This is a genomic window from Microbacterium sp. 22303 (genome assembly GCF_052045265.1).
Classification (GTDB): Bacteria; Actinomycetota; Actinomycetes; order Actinomycetales; family Microbacteriaceae; genus Microbacterium.
On record NZ_JBQEOQ010000003.1, the window covers coordinates 208,722 to 229,420 of the forward strand.

At 70.6% G+C, this 20,699-nt stretch carries 17 protein-coding genes; 5 read left to right on the forward strand and 12 right to left on the reverse strand.

Going from position 1 to position 20,699, the window contains the following annotated elements; genetic code table 11:
* Positions 1-96 precede the first annotated feature (96 nt).
* Positions 97-1,965, reverse strand: a complete 1,869-nt coding sequence (locus tag ACTJI8_RS10500; protein WP_440733382.1) for a phosphoenolpyruvate carboxykinase (GTP) — start codon at positions 1,963-1,965, stop codon at positions 97-99.
* Positions 1,966-2,075: 110 nt separating this feature from the next.
* Between ACTJI8_RS10500 and ACTJI8_RS10505 the strand changes: the two genes are divergently transcribed.
* Positions 2,076-3,515 (forward strand): helix-turn-helix domain-containing protein, encoded by a 1,440-nt coding sequence (locus ACTJI8_RS10505; protein WP_440733383.1) that lies wholly within the window; start codon positions 2,076-2,078, stop codon positions 3,513-3,515.
* Positions 3,516-3,722: 207 nt separating this feature from the next.
* Here the strand turns inward: ACTJI8_RS10505 and ACTJI8_RS10510 are convergent, their stop codons facing one another.
* Positions 3,723-4,793, reverse strand: a complete 1,071-nt coding sequence (locus tag ACTJI8_RS10510) for a winged helix DNA-binding domain-containing protein (protein WP_440733384.1) — start codon at positions 4,791-4,793, stop codon at positions 3,723-3,725.
* Between the two features lie 178 nt (positions 4,794-4,971).
* Here ACTJI8_RS10510 and ACTJI8_RS10515 point away from each other — a divergent pair, with 178 nt between their 5' ends.
* Genes ACTJI8_RS10515 through ACTJI8_RS10525 form a run of 3 tightly spaced genes read left to right on the forward strand, consistent with a single transcriptional unit; the run spans position 4,972 to position 7,838 of the window.
* The gene (locus ACTJI8_RS10515) at positions 4,972-6,384 is read left to right on the forward strand and encodes a ferredoxin reductase family protein (RefSeq protein ID WP_440733385.1); all 1,413 of its coding nucleotides are present in this window, start codon (positions 4,972-4,974) and stop codon (positions 6,382-6,384) included.
* Positions 6,385-6,417: 33 nt separating this feature from the next.
* Positions 6,418-6,966: an FMN-binding protein gene (locus ACTJI8_RS10520; protein WP_440733386.1), complete on the forward strand. Its 549-nt coding sequence runs from the start codon at positions 6,418-6,420 to the stop codon at positions 6,964-6,966.
* Positions 6,963-7,838, forward strand: a complete 876-nt coding sequence (locus ACTJI8_RS10525; RefSeq protein WP_440733387.1) for an FAD:protein FMN transferase — start codon at positions 6,963-6,965, stop codon at positions 7,836-7,838. The genes ACTJI8_RS10520 and ACTJI8_RS10525 overlap by 4 nt, the downstream gene beginning before the upstream one ends.
* On the opposite strand, the gene ACTJI8_RS10530 is transcribed toward ACTJI8_RS10525, so the two are convergent.
* From ACTJI8_RS10530 to ACTJI8_RS10540, 3 genes are all read right to left on the reverse strand, one after another.
* Positions 7,831-8,841, reverse strand: coding sequence for a sensor histidine kinase (locus ACTJI8_RS10530; RefSeq protein WP_440733388.1), 1,011 nt, complete (start codon positions 8,839-8,841; stop codon positions 7,831-7,833). The genes ACTJI8_RS10525 and ACTJI8_RS10530 overlap by 8 nt on opposite strands.
* Before the next feature lie 31 nt (positions 8,842-8,872).
* On the reverse strand, positions 8,873-9,541 hold the full coding sequence (locus ACTJI8_RS10535; protein ID WP_440733389.1) for a response regulator transcription factor: 669 nt from the start codon (positions 9,539-9,541) through the stop codon (positions 8,873-8,875).
* Between the two features lie 141 nt (positions 9,542-9,682).
* Entirely contained in the window at positions 9,683-11,134 is a 1,452-nt protein-coding gene (locus ACTJI8_RS10540; protein ID WP_440733390.1) for a glyceraldehyde-3-phosphate dehydrogenase, read from the reverse strand.
* Between the two features lie 270 nt (positions 11,135-11,404).
* Here ACTJI8_RS10540 and ACTJI8_RS10545 point away from each other — a divergent pair, with 270 nt between their 5' ends.
* Positions 11,405-12,730 (forward strand): amidohydrolase, encoded by a 1,326-nt coding sequence (locus tag ACTJI8_RS10545; RefSeq protein WP_440733391.1) that lies wholly within the window; start codon positions 11,405-11,407, stop codon positions 12,728-12,730.
* A gap of 183 nt (positions 12,731-12,913) precedes the next feature.
* Here the strand turns inward: ACTJI8_RS10545 and ACTJI8_RS10550 are convergent, their stop codons facing one another.
* The 7 genes from ACTJI8_RS10550 to ACTJI8_RS10580 form a co-directional block, all read right to left on the reverse strand.
* Positions 12,914-13,897, reverse strand: coding sequence for a methyltransferase family protein (locus ACTJI8_RS10550; protein ID WP_440733392.1), 984 nt, complete (start codon positions 13,895-13,897; stop codon positions 12,914-12,916).
* Positions 13,898-13,977: 80 nt separating this feature from the next.
* A complete protein-coding gene (locus ACTJI8_RS10555; RefSeq protein ID WP_440733393.1) occupies positions 13,978-14,703 on the reverse strand; it encodes an alpha/beta fold hydrolase in 726 nt (241 codons plus the stop codon).
* A gap of 46 nt (positions 14,704-14,749) precedes the next feature.
* A complete protein-coding gene (locus tag ACTJI8_RS10560; protein ID WP_440733394.1) occupies positions 14,750-15,337 on the reverse strand; it encodes a TetR/AcrR family transcriptional regulator in 588 nt (195 codons plus the stop codon).
* 68 nt (positions 15,338-15,405) lie between these two features.
* Positions 15,406-16,239 carry an ATP-binding cassette domain-containing protein gene (locus ACTJI8_RS10565; protein WP_440733395.1) on the reverse strand — a complete coding sequence of 278 codons (834 nt, stop codon included), beginning with the start codon at positions 16,237-16,239 and terminating at the stop codon, positions 15,406-15,408.
* Positions 16,236-18,050, reverse strand: a complete 1,815-nt coding sequence (locus ACTJI8_RS10570) for a dipeptide/oligopeptide/nickel ABC transporter permease/ATP-binding protein (protein ID WP_440733396.1) — start codon at positions 18,048-18,050, stop codon at positions 16,236-16,238. Before ACTJI8_RS10570 ends, ACTJI8_RS10565 begins: the two co-directional genes overlap by 4 nt.
* The gene (locus ACTJI8_RS10575; RefSeq protein ID WP_440733397.1) at positions 18,047-18,988 is read right to left on the reverse strand and encodes an ABC transporter permease; all 942 of its coding nucleotides are present in this window, start codon (positions 18,986-18,988) and stop codon (positions 18,047-18,049) included. The genes ACTJI8_RS10570 and ACTJI8_RS10575 overlap by 4 nt, the downstream gene beginning before the upstream one ends.
* A gap of 68 nt (positions 18,989-19,056) precedes the next feature.
* Complete coding sequence (locus tag ACTJI8_RS10580) at positions 19,057-20,589, reverse strand: ABC transporter substrate-binding protein (RefSeq protein WP_440733398.1); 1,533 nt, start codon at positions 20,587-20,589, stop codon at positions 19,057-19,059.
* Between the last annotated feature and the right edge of the window lie 110 nt (positions 20,590-20,699).

The following is a 20,699-nucleotide window of genomic DNA, read 5'->3' on the forward strand; positions in this document are numbered from 1 at the left end:
CTCAGCCATGGGTCTGTCTCCGGCATCCCGCCGCCGCGGGTCCTGGTGGATCCGGTCCCCCGGCCGTTCACACGGGCGGAGGAACCGGATCACGTCTTATGCGCTCGCGAGACGGTAGCGCAGCGAGGCGAGCTCGGTGGTGAGCGCCGCCGGGAGGCGGTCGCCGAACGTCGCGAAGAACTCCTCGGTCGAGTCGGCCTCGCGGATCCACGACGCGGTGTCGACGCTGAACAGCTCGGCGAGATCCTCGTCGGCGACATCCGCACCCTCGAGGTTGAGGTCCTCGATCCTGGGCAGGCGTCCGATCGGGCTGTCGACGGCGTCGACCTCGCCCTCGATGCGACGGATGATCCAGTCGAGCACGCGGGCGTTGTCGCCGAAGCCGGGCCACAGGAACCGGCCGTCGGAGCCGCGGCGGAACCAGTTCACCTGGAAGATGCGCGGAGCCTTGTCGAAGCGGACGGCACGGCCCATCTTCAGCCAGTGCGCGAAGTAGTCGCCCATGTTGTAACCGCAGAACGGCAGCATCGCGAACGGGTCGCGGCGCAGCTCACCGAGCGTGCCCTCCGCCGCCGCCGTGCGCTCGGACGAGATGGTCGCGCCCAGGAACACGCCGTGGCTCCAGTCCGTCGCCTCGACGACGAGCGGGACGTTGGTGGCGCGGCGTCCGCCGAACAGGATCACGTCGAGCGGCACGCCCTCCGGGTCCTCCCAGTCCTCCGCGATCTGCGGGCACTGCGCCGCCGACACGGTGAAGCGCGAGTTCGGGTGCGCGGCGGGACGGCCGGATTCCGGAGTCCACGCGTTGCCCTCCCAGTCGATGAGGTTCGCGGGAGCCTCATCGGTCAGGCCCTCCCACCACACATCGCCGTCGGGGCGCAGCGCCACGTTCGTGAAGATCGTGTTGCCCCAGAGCGTCTCGACCGCGGTGACGTTGGTCGACTCGCCGGTGCCCGGCGCGACGCCGAAGAAGCCGGCCTCGGGGTTGATCGCCCGCATGCGGCCGTCGGCGCCAGGGCGGATCCAGGTGATGTCGTCGCCGAGCGTCTCGACCTTCCAGCCCGGGATCGTGGGGCGGAGCATCGCGAGGTTGGTCTTGCCGCACGCCGACGGGAACGCTGCGGCCACGTGGTAGGCCTTGCCCTGGGGCGAGATCACGCGGATGAGCAGCATGTGCTCGGCCATCCAGCCCTCGTCGCGGGCGAGCACCGAGGCGATGCGCAGCGCGAAGCACTTCTTGGCGAGGATCGCGTTGCCGCCGTAGCCGGACCCGAAGGAGTACACCTCGAGCGTGTCGGGGAAGTGCACGATCCACTTCTCGTCGTTGCAGGGCCAGGTGGTATCGGCTTCACCGGCGGCCAGCGGGGCCCCGACGGAGTGCACGGTGCGCACCCACTGGGCGCCGTTCGCGATCTCCCGGACCACGGCCTCGCCGACGCGGGTCATGATGCCGATCGAGGCGACGGCGTAGGCGCTGTCGGTGACCTGCACGCCGATCTGCGAGATCGGTCCGCCGACCGGGCCCATCGAGAACGGCACGACGTACATCGTGCGACCGCGCATCGAGCCCTCGAAGATCTCGTTCATCTTCGCGTGCATCTCGGCGGGATCCGCCCAGTTGTTCGTGGGGCCGGCGTCGATCTCCTTCGCCGAGGCGATGAAGGTGCGTCCCTCCGTGCGGGCGACGTCACTGGGGTGCGAACGCGCCAGGTAGGAGCCGGGACGCCACTCCGGGTTCAGCTTGATGAGCTTGCCCTCGTCGACGAGCTCGTGCAGCAGGGCGTCGTTCTCCGCGGCGGATCCGTCGATCCAGTGCACGCGGTCGGGCTGGGTCAGGGCGCTGATCTCGTCGACCCACGCGCTGAGCGCGGCGAAGGCCGGGGTGTCGTACTCGGGAGCCGCACCGTACTCGCGCACAGCAGCGAGGGGGGAGGTCCGCGGGGTGAACGTCTCGGCGATAGCCATTGTCTGCTCCTTAAAGCCTGGGGCGATGTGACCATTCTGCGCCAGTATTCGGCACTCTTCGGGGCGTTGTTGGCTTCAAGAACATTGATTCTTTCGCTAGGATCAATTCCATGGCCTCCGGACTCGAGCTCACCACCCTCGGACATCGCATCCGACACCACCGCACGCGTAGCGGCATGACCCTGGACGAGCTCGGCGCCGCCGTCGGTGTCGCAGGCTCCCAGCTCAGCCTCATCGAGAACGGCAAGCGGGAGCCGAAGCTCTCGCTGCTGCAGGCCATCGCCGACGCGACCGGCACCGAGGTGAGCGACCTCATCTCCGGCGAGCCGCCGAACCGGCGCGCTGCGCTGGAGATCGAACTCGACCGCGCGCAGTCCAGCTCGGTGTTCCGTCAGCTCGGGATCGCCCCGGTGCGGGTGAGCAAGGGCATGCCCGACGAGACGATCGAGTCGATCCTGGGCCTGCACCGCGAGCTGCATCGCCGTGAGCGCGAGGCGATCGCCACGCCGGAGGAGGCGCGGCGGGCCAACACCGAGCTGCGCCTGAAGATGCGCGCGCTGGACAACCACCTTCCCGAGATCGAGGCGCTCGCCGAGAAGCAGCTGAAGGCGGCAGGGCACTCCTCGGGAGCTCTCACGCACCGCACCGTGAGCATCATGGCCGAGCAGCTCGGGTTCGAGCTGCTGTACGTCGACGACCTGCCGCACTCCACGCGCTCGGTCACGGATCTTGAGCACGGGCGGATCTACCTCCCGCCGGCATCGATCCCCGGCGGCCACGGCCTGCGCTCGATGGCGCTGCAGGCGATGGCGCACCGCCTGCTCGGGCACACTCCCCCGACCGACTACGCCGACTTCCTGCAGCAGCGGGTGGAGATCAACTACTTCGCCGCGTGCTGCCTCATCCCCGAGACCGCGGGCGTCGCCTTCCTGCAGCAGGCGAAGAAGGACCGCAACCTCGCCGTCGAGGACTTCCGCGACGCGTTCGGCGTGACCCACGAGGCCGCCGGCATGCGGATGACCAACCTCATGACCAAGCATCTCGACATGCGGCTGCACTTCCTGCGCGTGGACGAGTCGGGCGCACTCACCCGTGTGTACGAGAACGACGACCTGCCGCTGCCGATGGACGTGACCGGATCCGTCGAGGGTCTCACGGTGTGCCGCAAGTTCTCGGCGCGCGCCGCCTTCAGCCAGCGCAATCGCACCACGGAGCACTACCAGTACACGGACACCCCCTCCGGAACCTTCTGGTGCTCGACGCAGACGGGCTCCACGGACGGCGGCGGCTTCTCGATCACGGTCGGCGTGCCGTTCGACGACGCCCGCTGGTGGCGCGGGCGGGAGACCACCGATCGCGCGCAGTCGACCTGCCCCGACGAGGCGTGCTGCCGCCGCCCTCCGGCCGGAATCGCAGAGCGCTGGAACAACAAGGCCTGGCCGAGCGCCCGCGTGCACACCCACATGTTCTCGCCGCTTCCCCGCGGCGCGTTCCCCGGCGTCGACGACAACGAGGTGTACTCCTTCCTGGACCGCCACGCCGCCCAGTAGGTGCGCGTCCGGCCGTTGCGCCGCGTGCGTCGCCTGTGGCGGGTGCGTGCGTGTCCCGTTTCGCCGAGATTGTCCCGTTTCGCCGACGAATCTTGCGGATCCGTCGGCGATTCGTGACAGTATCTGCGATTCGTGACGGGTTCACAGGACCAGCCCCCGGATCCGGATACGCGCCGTTCCGACCCGCGCGCCCTTCAGCGCTCCGTCTCAGTGCACCGAGACGAAGTCGGCGTAGCGGCGCAAGGCTGCGGTGACGGCGGCCGGATCCGGCGCCGGCTCCCCCTCGAAGAGCTCTGGGATCGGATGGTCGCGGTGCCGGCCGACGGCGGCGGAATGCGACCAGGCACCGGCGATGCGTCCGCCGGCGAGCAGGCTCGCGCGCACCATGCCGTTCTTGCCGGGGCCGATCGACGCCATGCTCCGCGCCGATGCCACGGGCGAGCGATCGGCGTACGAGATGTAGTACTCGTCGAACATCGGCAGAGCGAGGGCCCCGGCATCGTCCGCCCCCGCGGCGCGACGCGGGCGGGCCACACCGAGGAACACGCCCTCTGCCTGCTCCGTCACGCGGGGGCGCCCCCGCTCCGCCGCCTCGCGCGCCACGGTGATCGGCAGTCCCGACCACCATGCGAAGTCATCGACCGTCGCAGGACCGTGTCCTCCGACGTAGCGCACGAAGAGCTCCGCGAGCGGATCGGCGGGCGGCGTCGTCTCTGGGATCCATTCCTCCGCCAGCATGAACAGCTGCTCACGGGAGACCGCGTCGTCGCGGTGCACCACGGGCCCCTGCACCAGGATGCCGCGCACGTTGAGCGCGTAGATGAGGTGCACGCCGCGCTGACCCGCCGGATCGATGCCGATCTCCGCGAGGTCGTCGAACAGCTGCGCCCTGGTGCGCCCGCCGTCGGTCAGGCGCTCGCGGAACGCCGCCTCGACGCGGGCGATGAGGGCGTCGTCGATGCCGAGCTGGCGCTGGCGGGTCGCGTCCTGGCGGAGCTGGCGCTCGCCGGTCACCGACAGCACCCAGCGCAGGTCTTCGGCGGGGATCACGTGCAGTGTGCCCCGCATGGTGTGGGTGCGCACGAGCTCGCCACGGTCGAACGCGGCGTCGACGGCGGCGAGCGTCGGCGCGCCGGACGATCGGATGCCGAGCGCCCAACGGCCGGCGATGAATTCCTGGCCCTGCACGGCGAGCATGTGCCGGGCGGCGGCGACCGGGGTGCGCGCAGGGGCGGTGAGCCGGTGCGAACGGAGCCGTTCGCTCAGAAGAGCCGTCATGGACCCATCATGCCGTGCGGTCCCGACATCGGCCGGGTGCCGCGGACAGCGCCGCGCACGGGGTGCGGACACCGCGGCGCGGGCGCGGATCCGTTCGGATCCGATGAGTTCCCTATGACGATGCTCAAGACGACCGATTCTTGGGCTTCTCTGTCAAACCCGCGCCGACGATGGTGCCATGGCAACGCTCACCACCCTCACTCCGGTCCCGCGGTTCGTCGCTGCGCCGGCCCGCCGGCTGCGCCCGGCGCTCTGGCGGATGGCCGCGGTGACGCTGATCTGGGCGACGAGCCTGTTCGTGCTCGCGCTCTGGGTGAGTGGCGCCGGCATCCAGTCCCTGCTGGCTTTCGACGGCGGCACCCTGACCACACTCGGACGGCTCACCGGTCTCGTCTCGGCGAACCTGCTGCTGTACCAGGTGCTGCTGATGGCCCGCGTGCCCGTGTTCGAGCGCGGCTTCGGGCGGGACGGGATCACCCGGCTGCACCGCCACGTCGGGTTCTGGTCGTTCTGGCTGCTGCTGGCGCACCTGGTTCTCATCACCGCCGGGTACGCGATCACGTCGCACACCGACGTGCTCATACAGGCCTGGGACTTCGTCTGGGACTACCCCGGCATGCTGCTCGCGACGGCCGGCACGGGACTGCTGATCCTCGTCGTCGTCACATCGATCCGCCGAGCGCGCCGCCGGCTGCGCTACGAGTCCTGGCATCTGCTGCACCTGTACGGCTACCTCGGCGTCGCCCTCGCGATCCCGCACATGCTGTGGACCGGCGCGGACTTCACCGCCTCTGCCGGCGCGACGTTCTACTGGTGGGCGCTGTGGGCGTGCACCGCCGCGTGCGTGCTGTGGTTCCGGGTCGCGGTGCCGCTGATCCGCAGCGCCCGGCACGGACTGCGCGTGGTCGCCGTGTCGCCCGACGGCCAGGACGGGGTGTCGGTCCGCGTGGCCGGTCGCGACGTGCATCGACTCGGAGCGCGCGCCGGCCAGTTCTTCATCTGGCGCTTCGTGGACGGACCGGGCTGGACCCGCGGTCACCCGTTCTCCCTCGCGGCGGATCCGGCCGGCGACGAGCTGGTCATCTCGGCCCGCCGCGTCGGCGACGGCACCGACCGGCTGGCCGAGCTGCGTCCGGGCACGCGGGTCATGGTGGAAGGCCCCTACGGCCACATGACCGGCGAGCGCCGGAGCGGATCACGCCTGCTCATGCTCGGCGCCGGAGCGGGCGTCGCGCCCCTCGTCGCCCTGCTCGAGTCCGAGCCGTACGCGCCTGGCGAGGCGATCCTCGTCACCCGCGACCACTCCGCCTCCCACGCACTGCGCCGCGCGGAGATCGACCGTCTCGCCGTCTCCCGCGGGCTCGTGCACTACACGCTGCACGGGCGCCGTGCCGAGACGGGCACGTGCTGGGTGCCCGCCACGCACGCCGAGTGGGACGGTGCGCAGCTGCTGCAGCGCATCGCCGGAGACCTGTCCCTGTACGACGTGTACCTGTGCGGGCCCGTCCCGTGGATGCAAAGCATCCGCCGCGACCTGCGCGCCGCCGGCGTCCCCGCCGAACGCATCCACAGTGAGGCCTTCGCCGTCTGAGCGGCGGATGACGGATCCGAGAGCGAGAGAATCATGAAGAAGATCGTCTACGCCGTCCTCGCCACGCTGACCGGGCTGGTCCTGCTGTTCAGCTACCGCACCTCCCTGGAGGCGGTCGCCCCGGCCGCGAGCGGCACTGCCGGCACGGCGAAGAGCACGGCCGGATCCGCCACCGGGACGACCTCGGGCAGCACGTCCTCCGGGGCGTCGTCCGGCTCGTCGGCGTCGGCGTCCGGCAGCTCCTCCGGATCGTCCTCCTCCACGACCTCGGGATCCGGATCCGCCACGACCCCGACCGGTCTCAAGGACGGCACGTTCACCGGCCAGGCCGCCGATACCCGTTACGGCGCCGTGCAGGTCGCGATCACGGTGTCCGGAGGGCAGATCACCGACGTGTCGGTGCCGCAGTACCCCAACACCGAACGCCGTGACGAGGAGATCAACGCGCAGGCGATCCCGATCCTCGTCTCGGAGACCAAGAGCGCCCAGTCAGCGCAGATCGACATGGTCTCGGGCGCCACGTTCACCTCGGACGGCTACACCCAGTCGCTGCAGAGCGCGATCGACCAGGCGAAGGCATGAGCGCCGTGGCACGGCCCGTGCAGCCGCCGTCTTCCGAGCACGCGCGCGCGGCCGGACCTCGGCGCCACGTCGTCACCGCGGAGCTCATGGGTACCGTCGCGAGCGCACATGTGCTCACCGCCTCCTCTTCCCCCGCCCCGGACGTCGCCGCACGGATCGCCGCCGCGCAGTCGGCGGCGATGGACGAGCTGCACGAGATCGACGCGCTGTTCTCCCCGTTCCGCGCCGACTCGCAGATCTCGCTGCTGCGCGCGGGCTCGTTGCGTCCCGAGGATGCGGATCCGCGGATCCTCGAGGTGTCGGAGGCCTGCGTCCGCCTCGCGTCGGCCAGCGGAGGGCGGTTCGACGCGAACCGGCACGGCTGGTTCGACCCGACCGGGTACGTCAAGGGCTGGGCCGTCGAGCGAGCGGCCTTCCGGCACCTCGCCCCGCTGCTGGCCGAGGACGGCGTCCTCGCGGCGGGGCTCTCCGCGGGCGGCGACATGCAGCTGGTCACGGCGCCCGGTGCGGACTGGGTCTGGACCGTCGGCATCGCGGATCCGCTCCGCCCCGGCGCCGTGCGGGCACAGGTGCCGTTGCGGGAGGGCGCCGTCGCGACCTCCGGGCCGGCCGAGCGCGGGGCGCACATCGTCGATCCCCGCACGGGATACGCCGTGCGCGATGCCCCCACGGCGACCGTGATCGCCGAGCACCTGAGCGACGCCGACGCCTGGGCGACGGTTGCAGTGGTCGCGGGCTTCGACGACCTCACCTGGCTGCGCGCCGCCCCCGACTGCTCCGGGATGCTGATCGCGGCGGACGGTCGCATCCGCCGCTGGGCGCACGGGGTGGAGGTCGCCGCGGTCCCCGCGGAGACGGCGCTCCTCAGCTGAGCGCGAGGGGCAGTCGCAGCAGGAATGTGGTGCCCGCGTCCGAGGTCTCCTCGATCTCGACAGACCCGCCGTAACGCGTCGCCATGTCGCGGACCAGCGCGAGGCCGAGCCCGAATCCGCGCCGCCTTCCGGTCTCGGGACCACGGGCGAACCGCGTGAAGATCCGCTCCCGGTCCTCGGCCCTGATGCCGGGACCGCGGTCGGCGACTCGGAACTCCGCGAAACCTCGGCCCGCGCTGCTGCCGGCTCCCGCCGAGAGCGCCACCGACGAACCCGACGGCGCGTGCTGCACGGCATTGTCGAGCAGAGCCGTGCACAGACGGGTCAGGGTGACCTCGGGCACGGCGACGGACAGCCCCGCCGGGACCGCCGCCTGCAGCGTCACGTCCGCGCTCTCCGCGATCGGCCGGATCAGGTCGACGGCGCCGTGCACCGCGGCGGCGGCATCCGACACCGCCGCCAAGACAGGCCCCTGGTCGGATTGCGCTGCCAGAAGGAGCTCGGTGAGGATGTCGTCCATCGCCGCCGTGTCACCGCGCAGCCGGTCGAGGGCATCGCCGATGTCTTCACCGCGGGCCACACGGCGCTGCAGGATCTGGACGCGGCTGGACAGCGCCGTGAGCGGGGTGCGCAGTTCATGGCTGGCGTCGGCCACGAAGTCGCGCTGCGCCTGCAGCGCCACCTCCAGCGGGGCGACCGCCCGCCGGGCCGTGAACCACGCGATGAGCCCGAGCAGCGCCACTCCCGCGATGCCCAGCACGACCACCCATGGCAGCACCCGGTCGACATCCACGACGACGTGATCGGGGTTTCCGATGTCGAAGCCGCCAGGCCGGGGCCCCGCCGTGACGCGGTCGTCTCCCTGCGGCCGCGAGGTCGCGAGGATCACCGCGATGAGTAGTCCGACCCCGGCGGCGATCACGATCGCCGAGGCGACGCCCGTCCACACCCCGATCTGCCGGGCTGAGCGGCGCACCCGATCGCGATCGGCGGATCCGCTCACGACGTCGTCCCCCGTCGCCGGGCGCACAGGATCATCCCGGATCCCCCGCCCGGTAGCCGCGCCCGCGCACGGTGTCGATCATCTCCGGCGTGGACTTGCGCCGGATGTAGTGCACGTAGGTGTCGACGGTCCCGACGCCGTCCGCCGAGGAGAACACCCCGCGCAGGATCTCCTCGCGACTGAACACCCGCTCCGGACTCGCAGAGAGGACCTCGAGCAGCGCAGCCTCCGTGGCGGTCAGCGACACGCGCGCGCCGGTGGGCGAATGCAGCACCCAGGAGTCGGGGATGAACGTCCACGCGCCGATCGCCCGCCGACGGCCCTCCGCCTGGAAGCCGCGGCGCAGCGCGCGCAGCCGCGCCAGCAGCTCCTCGAAGTCGAAGGGCTTGGTGAGGTAGTCGTTGGCGCCCGCGTCCAGCCCCTCCACGCGATCCGGAACGGCGCCCAGCGCAGTCAGCATGAGCACGGGCGTGGTGATCCGCGCGGTGCGGACCGCCTCCACCAGGCGCGCCCCGTCCATGCCGGGAAGGCGGCGATCGACGAGCATGACGTCGTAGCGCTCGTCGAGCGCCCGGCGCAGCGCGACGGCGCCGTCGGTCACGTGGTCGACGGCGTAGGTCTCGCCGAGCACCTCGAGTGTCATCTCGGCGATGTCCGCGTCATCCTCCACATAGAGCAGACGCGGCCGGGCATCGATCATGCGGGCCTCCTGTCCTCAGGATTGCACCACACCCGTTCCAAGACGAGACCGAGGAAGCGCTGCACAGGAGCGGCCGCACACGATTCGGGGCGCGCTCCGGGGACTGGATCCCGCGGAACGCGCCCCGAACTTCGAACTCGCTCAGCCCTGCAGCGTGACCTCGCGGCGCACCGGCAACACGATCGGGTGCGAACCAGCCATGACCTCGAGCACGCGGATGACCTGGCTCGAGTAGCCGAACTCGTTGTCGTACCAGACGTAAAGGATCACGTCGGTGCCGTTCGCGATGGTCGCGACGCCGTCGACGATGCCCGCCCGGTGCGAGCCGACGAAGTCGGTCGAGACGACCTCGGGCGACTCGACGTAGTCGATCTGCTGGCGCAGCTTCGAGTGCAGCGACACGCGGCGCAGGTAGTCGTTGATCTCCGCCTTCTCGGCCGGACACTCCAGGGTGAGGTGCAGCACCGCGAGCGACACATCGGGCGTGGGCACGCGGATCGCGGATCCGGTCAGCTTGCCCGCGAGTTCCGGCAGAGCCCGGGCGACGGCCTTCGCGGCTCCGGTCTCGGTGATGACCATGTTCAGCACGGCGGAGCGGCCGCGGCGGTCTCCGGAGTGGAAGTTGTCGATGAGGTTCTGGTCGTTCGTGAACGAGTGCACCGTCTCGACGTGGCCGCGGACGATGCCGTACGCCTCGTCGACCGCCTTGAGCACCGGCGTGATCGCGTTCGTGGTGCAGGACGCGGCGGACAGGATCCGATCGGCGTCGGCGATGGTGTCGTGGTTGATGCCGTGCACGATGTTCTTGAGATCGCCCTTGCCCGGGGCGGTGAGCAGCACCCGGGCGACGCCAGTGGACTCGAGGTGACGGCTGAGGCCGGCCTCATCGCGCCAGCGGCCGGTGTTGTCGACGACGATCGCGTCGCGGATGCCGTACGCGGTGTAGTCGATCGTCGCGGGGTCGTTCGAGTAGATGACCTGGATCCGGGTGCCGTTGGCGATGAGCTGCGAGTTCTCCTCGTCGACGTCGACGGAGCCCTCGAAGCGGCCGTGCACGGAGTCGCGCAGCAGCAGCGACGCGCGCTTGACCAGGTCGTTCTCGGCGCCCTTGCGCACGACGATGGCCCGCAGGCGCAGCCCGCTGCCGCCGCCGGTGTGCGCGATGAGGATGCGGGCGAGCAGACGCCCGATGCGGCCGAAGCCGTACAGCACCACGTCGGTGGGCTCGGCGGGCGAGGCCTCGCCGAGGGCCGGCGCGAGCTCGACGCGGAGGCGCTCGGTCAGCCCTGCGACGTCGCCCTGCACGCTCTCGCTGAGGCGGCCGAGGTCGAGCGATGCGGCGGAGGGCGAGATCTCGCGCAGCGCCTCGAGCACGGCGAGGGTGTCCTCCAGGGCGAGCTCGTCATGACCGAGCGCGGCGACGCGCTCGTGCACCTCGAGAATCTCCGTGGTGGACAGGCCGAGCAGGCGGTGTCCGTGCAGCGACGTCACCACGTCACGATCGCGGTTCAGCCCGCCGATCAGCGGGATCATCCGCTCTGCGAGTTCTTCTCTGGCCTTCCAGTCGTCGCGGCGCGCGGCGAAGTCGTTCATCAGCGTCCTTGCAAGCAGATGCGCCAGGGGTCAGTGGCGCGGGATCGGGAGGGGCGGATCCGCCCCTATCCAGGGTAGGCGGACGCAGGACGCGCGCCCGGCCGATCCGGGGTGCAAGAATCGCGGTTCTTTCCCTGCCGCTCAAGGCGAGCGCCGACATGTCCGCGCACGGGAACGCAAAGAGCCCGGAACCCGCGCCTGGACACGGAGCCCACCTTGGTCCATCCAACGCCGCACACCCTCCCACCTTTCGTCTACACTGGTGGAATAATGAACGCGAATCACCTCGGCGATGAGGCCGACCTCCTCCTGCGCGGCGGACGGATCCGCACGCTCGATCCGGGCGGGTCGACGACCGACGCCCTCGCGGTTCGAGCGGGCCGCATCATCGCCCTGGGCGCGGAGGCGCTCGGGCTCCACGCGACCGAAACCGTCGATCTCGACGGCCGCACCGCCATCCCCGGCGTGAACGACGCGCACCTGCATGCCGCCTGGCTCGGCGCGCGCTGGCCGCACCTGTTCTTCTCCGACGCCTCACCGCACGAGCAGCCCTCTGGCACGCTCATACGCACCGCCGTCGAGCGCCGAGCCGCGCTGCGCAACGCCTGGCGTCTGCTCGCCGAACTCGGCATCACGAGTTACACCGAACCCGGGATCGGCCCCGGTGAGGACGCCGGCGAGACCGGGTGCTTCGGCACCGCGATGATGGACACCTACCTCGAGCTTCATCGCGCCGGCGTCCAGACCGCCCGTGTCACGCTGCTGCGTCTGTTCGGGGAACTGGACGGCTCGGCCGACCTCGCGGCCTTCGAGCAGGGGATCCGCGCGCCGAAACCCGAGACGGATCCGCACTGGCTCGCCGTCACCGGGGTCAAGATCTTCGCCGACGGGATCCCTCCGATGACGACCGCCTGGGTCAGCGAGCCCTACCCCGACGGCACGTCGGGCGGACTGCTGCCCCAGGGCGCCGAGGGAGCGCTGCACGCGTACCGGCGCATGATCGGCCTCGCCGTCGAACGGGGCGAGCAGGTCGCGGTGCACGCCACGGGCGACCGGTCGATCGAGGAGTTCCTGCGGGTGCTCGAGGCGCATCCCAGGGCCGCCGCCGCACCGCACTACGTCGTGCACGCCGACCTCGCGACCCCTGCTCAGATCGAGCGCATGGGCGCCGTCGGCGCCGGCTTCGCCGTGCAGCCGCTCATCGCGGAGCACACCCGGGACTGGGCGGGCGCACAGCTCGGCGCGGCCCGTATCGCCGCCGCCTGGCCGCTGAGCCACATGATCGCCTCGGGGGCGCTGACCACGATCACGAGCGACGCGCCGATCGCGACGCCGGACTGGCGCATCGGCCTGGACGCCTCGCTCGCGCTGCTCGGCCGCGACGACGCGGGCATCCGCGAGCAGCTGCTCCGGCGCGTGACCATCGATCCGGCGCGCCAGGACGGCGCCTCAGCCTGGAAGGGATCGCTCGAGGTCGGCAAGGTCGCGGACATCACGGTCCTGGACGAGGACCCCGCCGCGCCAGGTCGTCCGTTCGGCGATGTCGGCATCGCGCGGACCATCGTCGACGGCAGGACGGTGTTCGCACAGGCGTAGTGCGGGCGCGCGAGCGACCACCACACCGCTCGCCGCCTCACGCTCGCCACGGAGCCGTGTGGATGAACGGGGCGGGCGACGTGTCCGCTCGTCGCCCGCCCGAGGATCCGGTCCCGTCCGCGAGAGCCGGATCCTGACGCGCGGCCTCGCCCGGAACAGGAGCCGCGCGAGGCCGCGCCGCTCTCACACCGCCGTGGCGATGAGCACCCGCGGGCTTGCGGGGAGGGCGATCTTCTCGCGCACCTCCCAGCCCGCGTCGGCCAGCCAGCCGCGGACCTGCGCCTCGGGGTAGACGACCGTGCCGTCGATCACGAGGTACTCCCCCGCATGCAGCGCGTCGATGCCGCGCTGCTGCGCGTCGTCGTCGAGGAAGAAGTCGAGCACGGTGAGGGTGGCGCCGGGCACCGCTGCGGCCCTGAGGTTGCGGAAGATCTGCGCGTTCTCCTCGGCCGAGAACCGGTGAATCACGTGGTTCGCGAGCACCGCATCGTAGGCGCCCTGCGGCTGCGCGCCCGCCGTGTCGCCGACCTCGACCGTGGCGCGGTCCGCCACGCCCGCCGCCTCGACGGCCTCGGCGATGCCGCCCTCGAACCCGGGCGCGTAGAGGAAGGTGGTGCGCAGGCCCGGGTTGCGCCGCATCGCCTCGAGCGCGAAGCCCGCCGACAGGCCGCCGAAGTCCAGCGCGTTCGTCGCGGCGGAGAGGTCGACGAGGCGGCCGAACTCCTGCGTGTGCAGGGCGTTGTAGGTCATGACGCCGGCCATGAAGGTCCCCCAGCGGGCGTCGTCCATCTGCAGGTCGCCGGGCTCGGTCGTGTCGACGGTGTGCGCGAACTGCAGCCAGTGCGGGTAGCTGATCTCGCCGAGGAAGGTGAGGAACGGCGCGAGGTCCACGGCCGAGGCGTCTCCGGCCAGGTAAGCGGCCGCGTCCGGCTCGAGCGCATAGCGGCCTTCGGTACGCGTCAGCAGCCCCTTGCCCGTCATCGCGTCGGCGAGGATGCGCACGATGCGCTCACTCGCGCCGGTGCGCTCGGCGATGGCGGGGACCGTGTCGGCGCCATTCGAGATCGCCGGGAACAGGCCGATCCGGCTGGCCTCGAAGAGCTGCTTCGAGGCCATGTAGCCCGTCGCGATGTCCAGGATCCGCGCGGCGTCGGGAGTGGTGGTCATGTACATGCCTTTCATGTTTCTACAATTGTAGGAAATAATGGACAGGGGTGTCCAGGGGAGCTTCGGGGACCGCGCCGGGCTCAGTCCTCGGCGAGGAACTCCACGACGGCGGTGCGGAACTCGGGAGCGTGCAGCGCCGCGAGGTGGTCGCCCGGCACCCGCACGACGCGGGAGCCCGCCACGGCGGCGGCGAGCCTGTCGATGCCCTCCGACATCGGGTCCTCGGTCCCGCCGAGCAGCAGCACGGGCTGCGTCGGCGCGGCGACGGCCGGGTCGAACGGCTCCGACGCGAGCCCCTCGATGAGATCGAGCAGCTCCTCGGGGCGGTTCCCGGGGAGCGCAGCCATACCCAGGATCATGCCGGTGATCGGATCCGCCGGCGCCGGCCCTCCGGCGAGCGCGGCTCGGGCGGCGGGCAGGTCGACCATCGTGAACGGCTCCCACGGGCTGAGTCCGCCCAGTGCGAGACGGTGCACCGCGACCTCGGGGTGCCCGGCGAGCGCCCACGCGAGACGCGCGCCCAGGGAGTAGCCGACGACGTCGATCTCCTCCCCCGAGGCGATCGACGCGACAGTCTGCGCGAGCAGGTCGACCACGCGTGACGTGGAGAGCACGCCGGCCGCAGGACTGTCGCCGTGCGCCGGCAGGTCCACGAGCAGAGCCGGTCGATCCGCGAGGGCAGGCTCCCATGCGGCGCAGGGCCAGTCGAGCCGGGCGCGCGAGGCGAGGCCGTGCAGGAACAGGGCCGGTCGGCCGGCACCCTCCGAGCGGACGACGGACAGGGCGATCCTGGGTGCGCCGGTCATCGGGCGCCCTCCTCTCGATGACGCGTGGAGGCCGCCCGGAGCAGGGTCAGCGCAGCCGCGCGAGGAACTGGTCGATGTAGGCCTGATAGTCGGCGATGCGATCGCCGTCGGGGTACATGAGGTTGATCACGGTCGCTCCCACGGCGGAAGAGATGTACTCGTTCGCCAGGGGCGCGAAGTCCTGGTCGCGGATCGCGCCCTCGTCGCGGGCCGCCTCCATCCGCTCCACGAGCGATGCGCGCCAAGAGCGCAGATGGCTCCGGTACAGCTCTGCGAGCTGCTCGTTCGACATCGCGTACTCCCAGAGCGCGAGCAGCACCCGTCCGGCGGCGATCTGCTCGGGATCTCGCGGGATCGTCGCCTCCAGGAAGCTGCGCAGCGCCGCCTCCGCACCGTCCGGGGCGGATCCGGCCTCCTGCACACCCTCGGAGATCTGCGCGAGGATCGTCTCGAACGTCGCCGCGACGATGCTCTCCTTGCCAGGGAAGTAGTGCTTCAGGGCACCGTTCGCGAAGCCCGCCTCGGCGGCGATGCTGCGCATGGTCGCCGCCTCGAACCCGCCCTTGAGGATGATCCCCTTGGCGACCTCGACGATCTCCCGACGACGCTGATCGTGATCGATGATCTTCGGCATGGGTTCCTTCCGACGTGGCGTCCGCCGGCGGCGCGCACCGGGGTGCGGACGTGCGGAATCGCTGCCTGCTACCGTATCGGGGCATCCGCGGCCTCGCGCAGCGCCAGCCATTCGGCACGGCGCGTCCTCTGCTTCACTGGGTCGGCGACCGGGGAGGCCAACCGCAGGCGCTCGGCATAGGGGTGCCGCGGCGAGCGGGTGATCTGCTCCCCCGCCCCGGTCTCGACGATCTCGCCGTGGTACATCACCGCGACGCGGTGGCACACCCGGCGCACGACGCCGAGGTCGTGCGAGACGAACAGGTAGGAGACGCCCGTGTCGCGCTGCAGCTCGATGAAGAGGTCCAGGATCGTCGCCTGCGTGGTGAGGTCGAGCGCGCTGACGGGCTCGTCGCACACGATCAGGCGGGGGCGGCGCACGAGAGCCCGGGCGATGGCGATGCGCTGACGCTGACCGCCGGAGAACTCGCTCGGATAGCGGTCCATCGCGGTCTCGAGCAGGCGCACCCGGTCGAGCATCTCCCGTACGCGCGCCCGCGCCTCGGATCCGCCCAGTCCGCTGGTCAGCAGCGGCTCGGACAGGATGTCGCCGATGGTCATCGCCGGGTTCAGGGATCCGTACGGATCCTGGAACACGACCTGCACGTCGGCGGCGAGCGCGCGTCGCTCCGCGCGGCCGAGGGACGTGATGTCCCTGCCGTCGAAGCGGATGCTCCCGCCGGTCACGGGTGCGAGGCCGAGGATCGCCTTGCCGAGCGTGGACTTGCCGGATCCGGATTCGCCGACGAGACCCATGCACTCCCCGGGCGCGACGTCGATCGAGACGCCGTGCAGCGCGCGGAACGCCGACCGGCCACGGCCGTACTCGACGACCAGATCCTGCACCTCGAGCAGCGCGGTCATGCGCGCACCTCCGTCGTGTCCGTCGTGGCGCCGGCCGCGGGGTCCGACGCGTCGAGCTCCGCTCGCCCCAGGGCGTCGTCGAGCGATGCCGCGATGAGCTCCCGCGTGTAGGGCTGCTGCGGGTGCGCGAACAGCGGATCCACGTCACCCTGCTCCACGATCTCGCCGCCGCGCATCACGATCACGCGGTCGCAGATGTCGGCGACGACGCCGAAGTTGTGCGTGACGATGAGCAGTGCCATGCCGTACTCCTGCTGCAGCTCGCGCAGCAGTTCGAGCACCTCGGCCTGCACGGTGACATCGAGCGCGGTGGTGGGCTCGTCGGCGATGAGGATCGACGGCCGGCCCGAGATCGCGCCGGCGATGAGCACGCGCTGCGCCATGCCGCCCGAGACCTGGTGCGGATAGCTGCGCAGGACCCGGTCCGGATCCGCCAGCCCCACCCGCAGCAGCACCTCGCGCGCCCTGGCCTTCGCATCAGCGGCGCTCATGCCGTGCACGCGGCGCAGCGGCTCCACGAGCTGGTGGCCGATCGTGTACGACGGGTCGAGGTTGCTCATCGGCTCCTGCGGCACATAGCCGAGCTCGCGGCCGAGCAGGGCCTGGCGCTGCTTCGGCGTCGCGGCGGCGACGTCGTGCCCGGCGATGCGGATCGCGTCGGCCGTGCTCGCGCCGCTGGCGGGCAGCAGGTCGAGCACCGAGAACACCGTCTGCGACTTGCCGGATCCGGACTCGCCGACGATGCCGACGACCTCCCCGGGGGCGACGTCGAGCGTGACGCCGTGCACCACCTCGACGACGCCGTTCGGTGTGGCATGGCTCACCCGCAGGTTCTCCACGCGCAGTGCGGATCCCTCCACCCCGTGCCGCACGGTACCCGTCGCGGGAGTGGCGGCGGCCGCGGCGTCCATCGCCGTAGCGCGGCGGCGGCGCAACCGCGGGGTGCGCACCTGGGCCAGTTCGGCGAGGGTGGAACCCATGATCGCGAGCACCGCGATCGTCAGGCCGAGCGCGACCGAGGGCCACAGCAGCATGAGCGGATAGGTGAGCATGAGGCGGAAGCCCTCGAGCATCATCGCGCCCCAGCTGGGCACGTTCGAGTCTCCGATGCCGAGGAACTGCAACCCGGCCTGCATGCCCATCGCCATGCCGGCGGTGAGCGCCGTCTGGATGATGACGGGCGGGTAGACGGCGGTGACGACGTGCCGGGAGATGATCCGGGCATCGGAGAGGCCCGACACCCGCGCCGCATCGATGTACGGCTCCTCGCGCACGGTCATCGTCTGCGACCGGGCGATGCGGAAGTAGCCCGGCACCATGAACACGCCGACCGTGACCATGAGCAGCTCGAAGTTGTTGCGGCTGCCCGCGGCGACCACGAGCAGGATGATCATGCCCGGGATCGACTGCAGCGCGTCGCTGACCCACATCGCGATCCGGTCGAACGGCCCGCGGAAGTACCCCGCGGCGACGCCGGAGGGGACGCCGATCACGACCGCGGTCACGATCGTGATGAGCGCGCCCCAGATCGTGACGCGCGTCCCGTAGATGAGCCGGCTGAGGATGTCGCGCCCGGTCGAGTCGGCGCCGAGCAGGTGGGCTGCGGACGGCGGCGCCTTGGCGGCGGCGAGGTCGACGAAGTTCGGATCCATCGGGGCGAGCAGCGGGGCGAAGACGCCCACGAGCACGATGAGGACGAAGATCCCGAGCGGGATGTACCCGCCGGGGTGACGGAGGAACCGGCGGAACAGGCCGGAGCGGCGGCGCTGCCTGGCGCGGTCGAACGCGACGCGGATGTCGGTGGTGGTCATGCGACGCGCACCTTCGGGTTGATCCAGCCGAGCACGAGGTCGAGCAGGAGGTTGATGATCACGACGAAGACGATCGACACCACGGTGATGCCGAGGAGCATCGGGATGTCGCCGTTCTGCGAGGACTGATTGGTCAGCTGCCCGATGCCGGGGAGGCTGAAGATCTGCTCCACCACGATGGCGCCGCTGAGCAGGCCGACGAACATGAGGGCGATGACGGTGAGCGCAGCCGGTGAGGCGTTGCGGAGGATGTGCAGGTTCACCCTGGCCGGCGACAGACCGCGACTGCGCAGGGTGCGCACCCAGTCCTGACGGCTCTGCGCGATCACGGCGTTGCGCAGCTGCTCCGAGACGGCGACCACGCCGCCGAGCGCGAGCGAGATCGCGGGGAGCGTGAGCGAGCGGATCCATCCGTCCACGGACTGGGACGGCTGCACGTAGCCGACCGCAGGGAACCACTTCAGCTGCACCGCGAACCACAGGACGAGGACCAGGCTGACCCAGAAGCCGGGCAGCGCGAACAGCACGACCGAGATGGCCTTGAGGATCCGGTCGAACCACGTGCCAGGGCGCAGGCCGGTGATCATGCCGAAGGCGATGCCGAGCACGGCGGTGATGAGCGTCGCGAAGGTCACCACGGAGAGGGTGACCGGGACCTTGATCGCGAGCTGGGCGCCCACGGGCTGGAAGTTGCGCCAGGAGGATCCGAAGTCGCCGGTGACGAGGTGCGAGAACCAGTCCCAGAACTGCACGAGCAGCGGACGGTCGATGCCGATCTTCGCCGCCAGCGCGGCCTGCTGCGCGGGGCTCGCGGTGGTGCCCAGGAGCGCGGCGGTCGGATCCTTGATCGCCAGGTGCGCGAGGAAGAACGTCGCGACGGAGACGACCACGAGCAGCACGATGCCGGACAGCAGCCGCTTCGCGGTGAACAGGAGCATGAGGGCCTCTCGGGATGGAGGAGTCGGTGCGGGGATCCGGACCCGGGCAGGTCCGGATCCCCGGGGCATCAGCCCTTGGTGATGGAGCGCAGGGTCGGGAACATCATGCCGACGATCGGCTGAACCTTGATGCCCTGGACGCTGTAGAAGGTGTTCTTCGCCTGGTACCAGACGGACCACCACGCCTGGTCGACGAGAGCCTTGTCGAGCTCCTTGATCGCGGCCGTCTGGTCGGCGCCCTTGGACTCCTGCACCTTCTTCACGAGCGGGGCGATCACCGTGTTGCTCGCGTAGTCGGGGTTCGGGTTGAACCACTGCTTGCTCGTGACCTGCCGCTGCACGGTCGCGACGTCATTCCCGTCCATGGCCAAGAAGGAGATGAACATCGGGTAGTTCGGCGCGTTCGTCTGGTAATCGGGCATCTGCATGTTGTCCCAGGTCACCTTGACGCCGATCGCCGTCAGTGCCTGCTCGGCGGAAGGCTTCCACATCTCGAAGATCGGCGACATCGGCATCGAGATCTCGAAGCCGTTCGGGTAGCCGCCCTTGGCGAGGAGGTCCTTCGCCTTGGAGACGTCGTAGGCGTAGGTCTTGTTGAGGGACGGGTCGTTGACGTCGCCGCCGTCGGGGAAGACCTGATTCGTCGCGACGCCCGCGCCGTTGCCCACGGCCTTGAGGATCGCCGCGCCGTCGAAAGCGTAGTTCAGCGCCTGGCGCACCTCGACGCTGCCGAGCGGCTTGCTCTTGGCGCCGGTGTGGTCGGTGATGACGAGCCCGGCCCAGCCGGACACGCGATCGGCGGTGTTCCAGCCCTGCTGATCCGCCTGCGCCTGGTTGGCGACGTCGCCGTACTCGAGGTTGATCTGACCGCTGAGCATCGCGTTGTGCCGGGCCGTCGCGTCCTGGATCGGGAAGATCGCGAGATTCGAGAACGCGTAGGTCTTGGCGTCCCAGTGGTCCTTCACCTTGGTGAAGTGATACTCGCTGCCCGCGACGCTCTTCGCGCTGTCGAGCACGTAGGGCCCGGATCCGATCGGCTCCTTGCCGAGGGATCCCGCGGCGATCGACTTCGGCGACATGATGTAGCTGCGGCCGAGGCCCATCAGGTACAGGATCGTGTCGTCACGCTGGGTGAGGGCGACCTCGACCGTGCGGTCGTCCTTGGCGGTGATCGTGGAGACGTTCGTGTACGCCTCACCGGAGCGCGCGCCCGCCTTGAGATACTCGAGGCTCTTGACGACTGCCTCCGCGTCGACCTTCTCACCGTCCGAGAACTTCGCGTCGGTGCGGAGGTCGAAGTCGATGGTCTTGTCGTCGTCCGAGACCGTCCATTTCGTGGCGAACGAGGGGATCGGCTTGCCGTCCTTGTCCAGGGCGACCAGGGTGTCGTAGACGGCGGAGAGGTACGGCCCGTCGAAGCCGATGTCGGCGAGGGACGGATCCCAGGACGTGACGTCCAGGAAGTTGCCGATGTTGAGGTCGTCGGGCGCGGACGCGGCGGCGCCATCGCTCGCCTGCGTGGCGCCTGCGCCACCGGAGCAGCTGGTGAGGGCGAGAACTGCGGCCACGGCCGCGGCGATCGCGAGGGGCACTCGTTTCATGGTTCCTTCTCTCGGTGCGGGTAGGGGAAGAAGGTTCGAAGAGCCCTCGGCCGCGCTCCGGGGAGCCTCACCGACGTCACTTCGATGTGTCGTTGCGTTTAGTCTACATG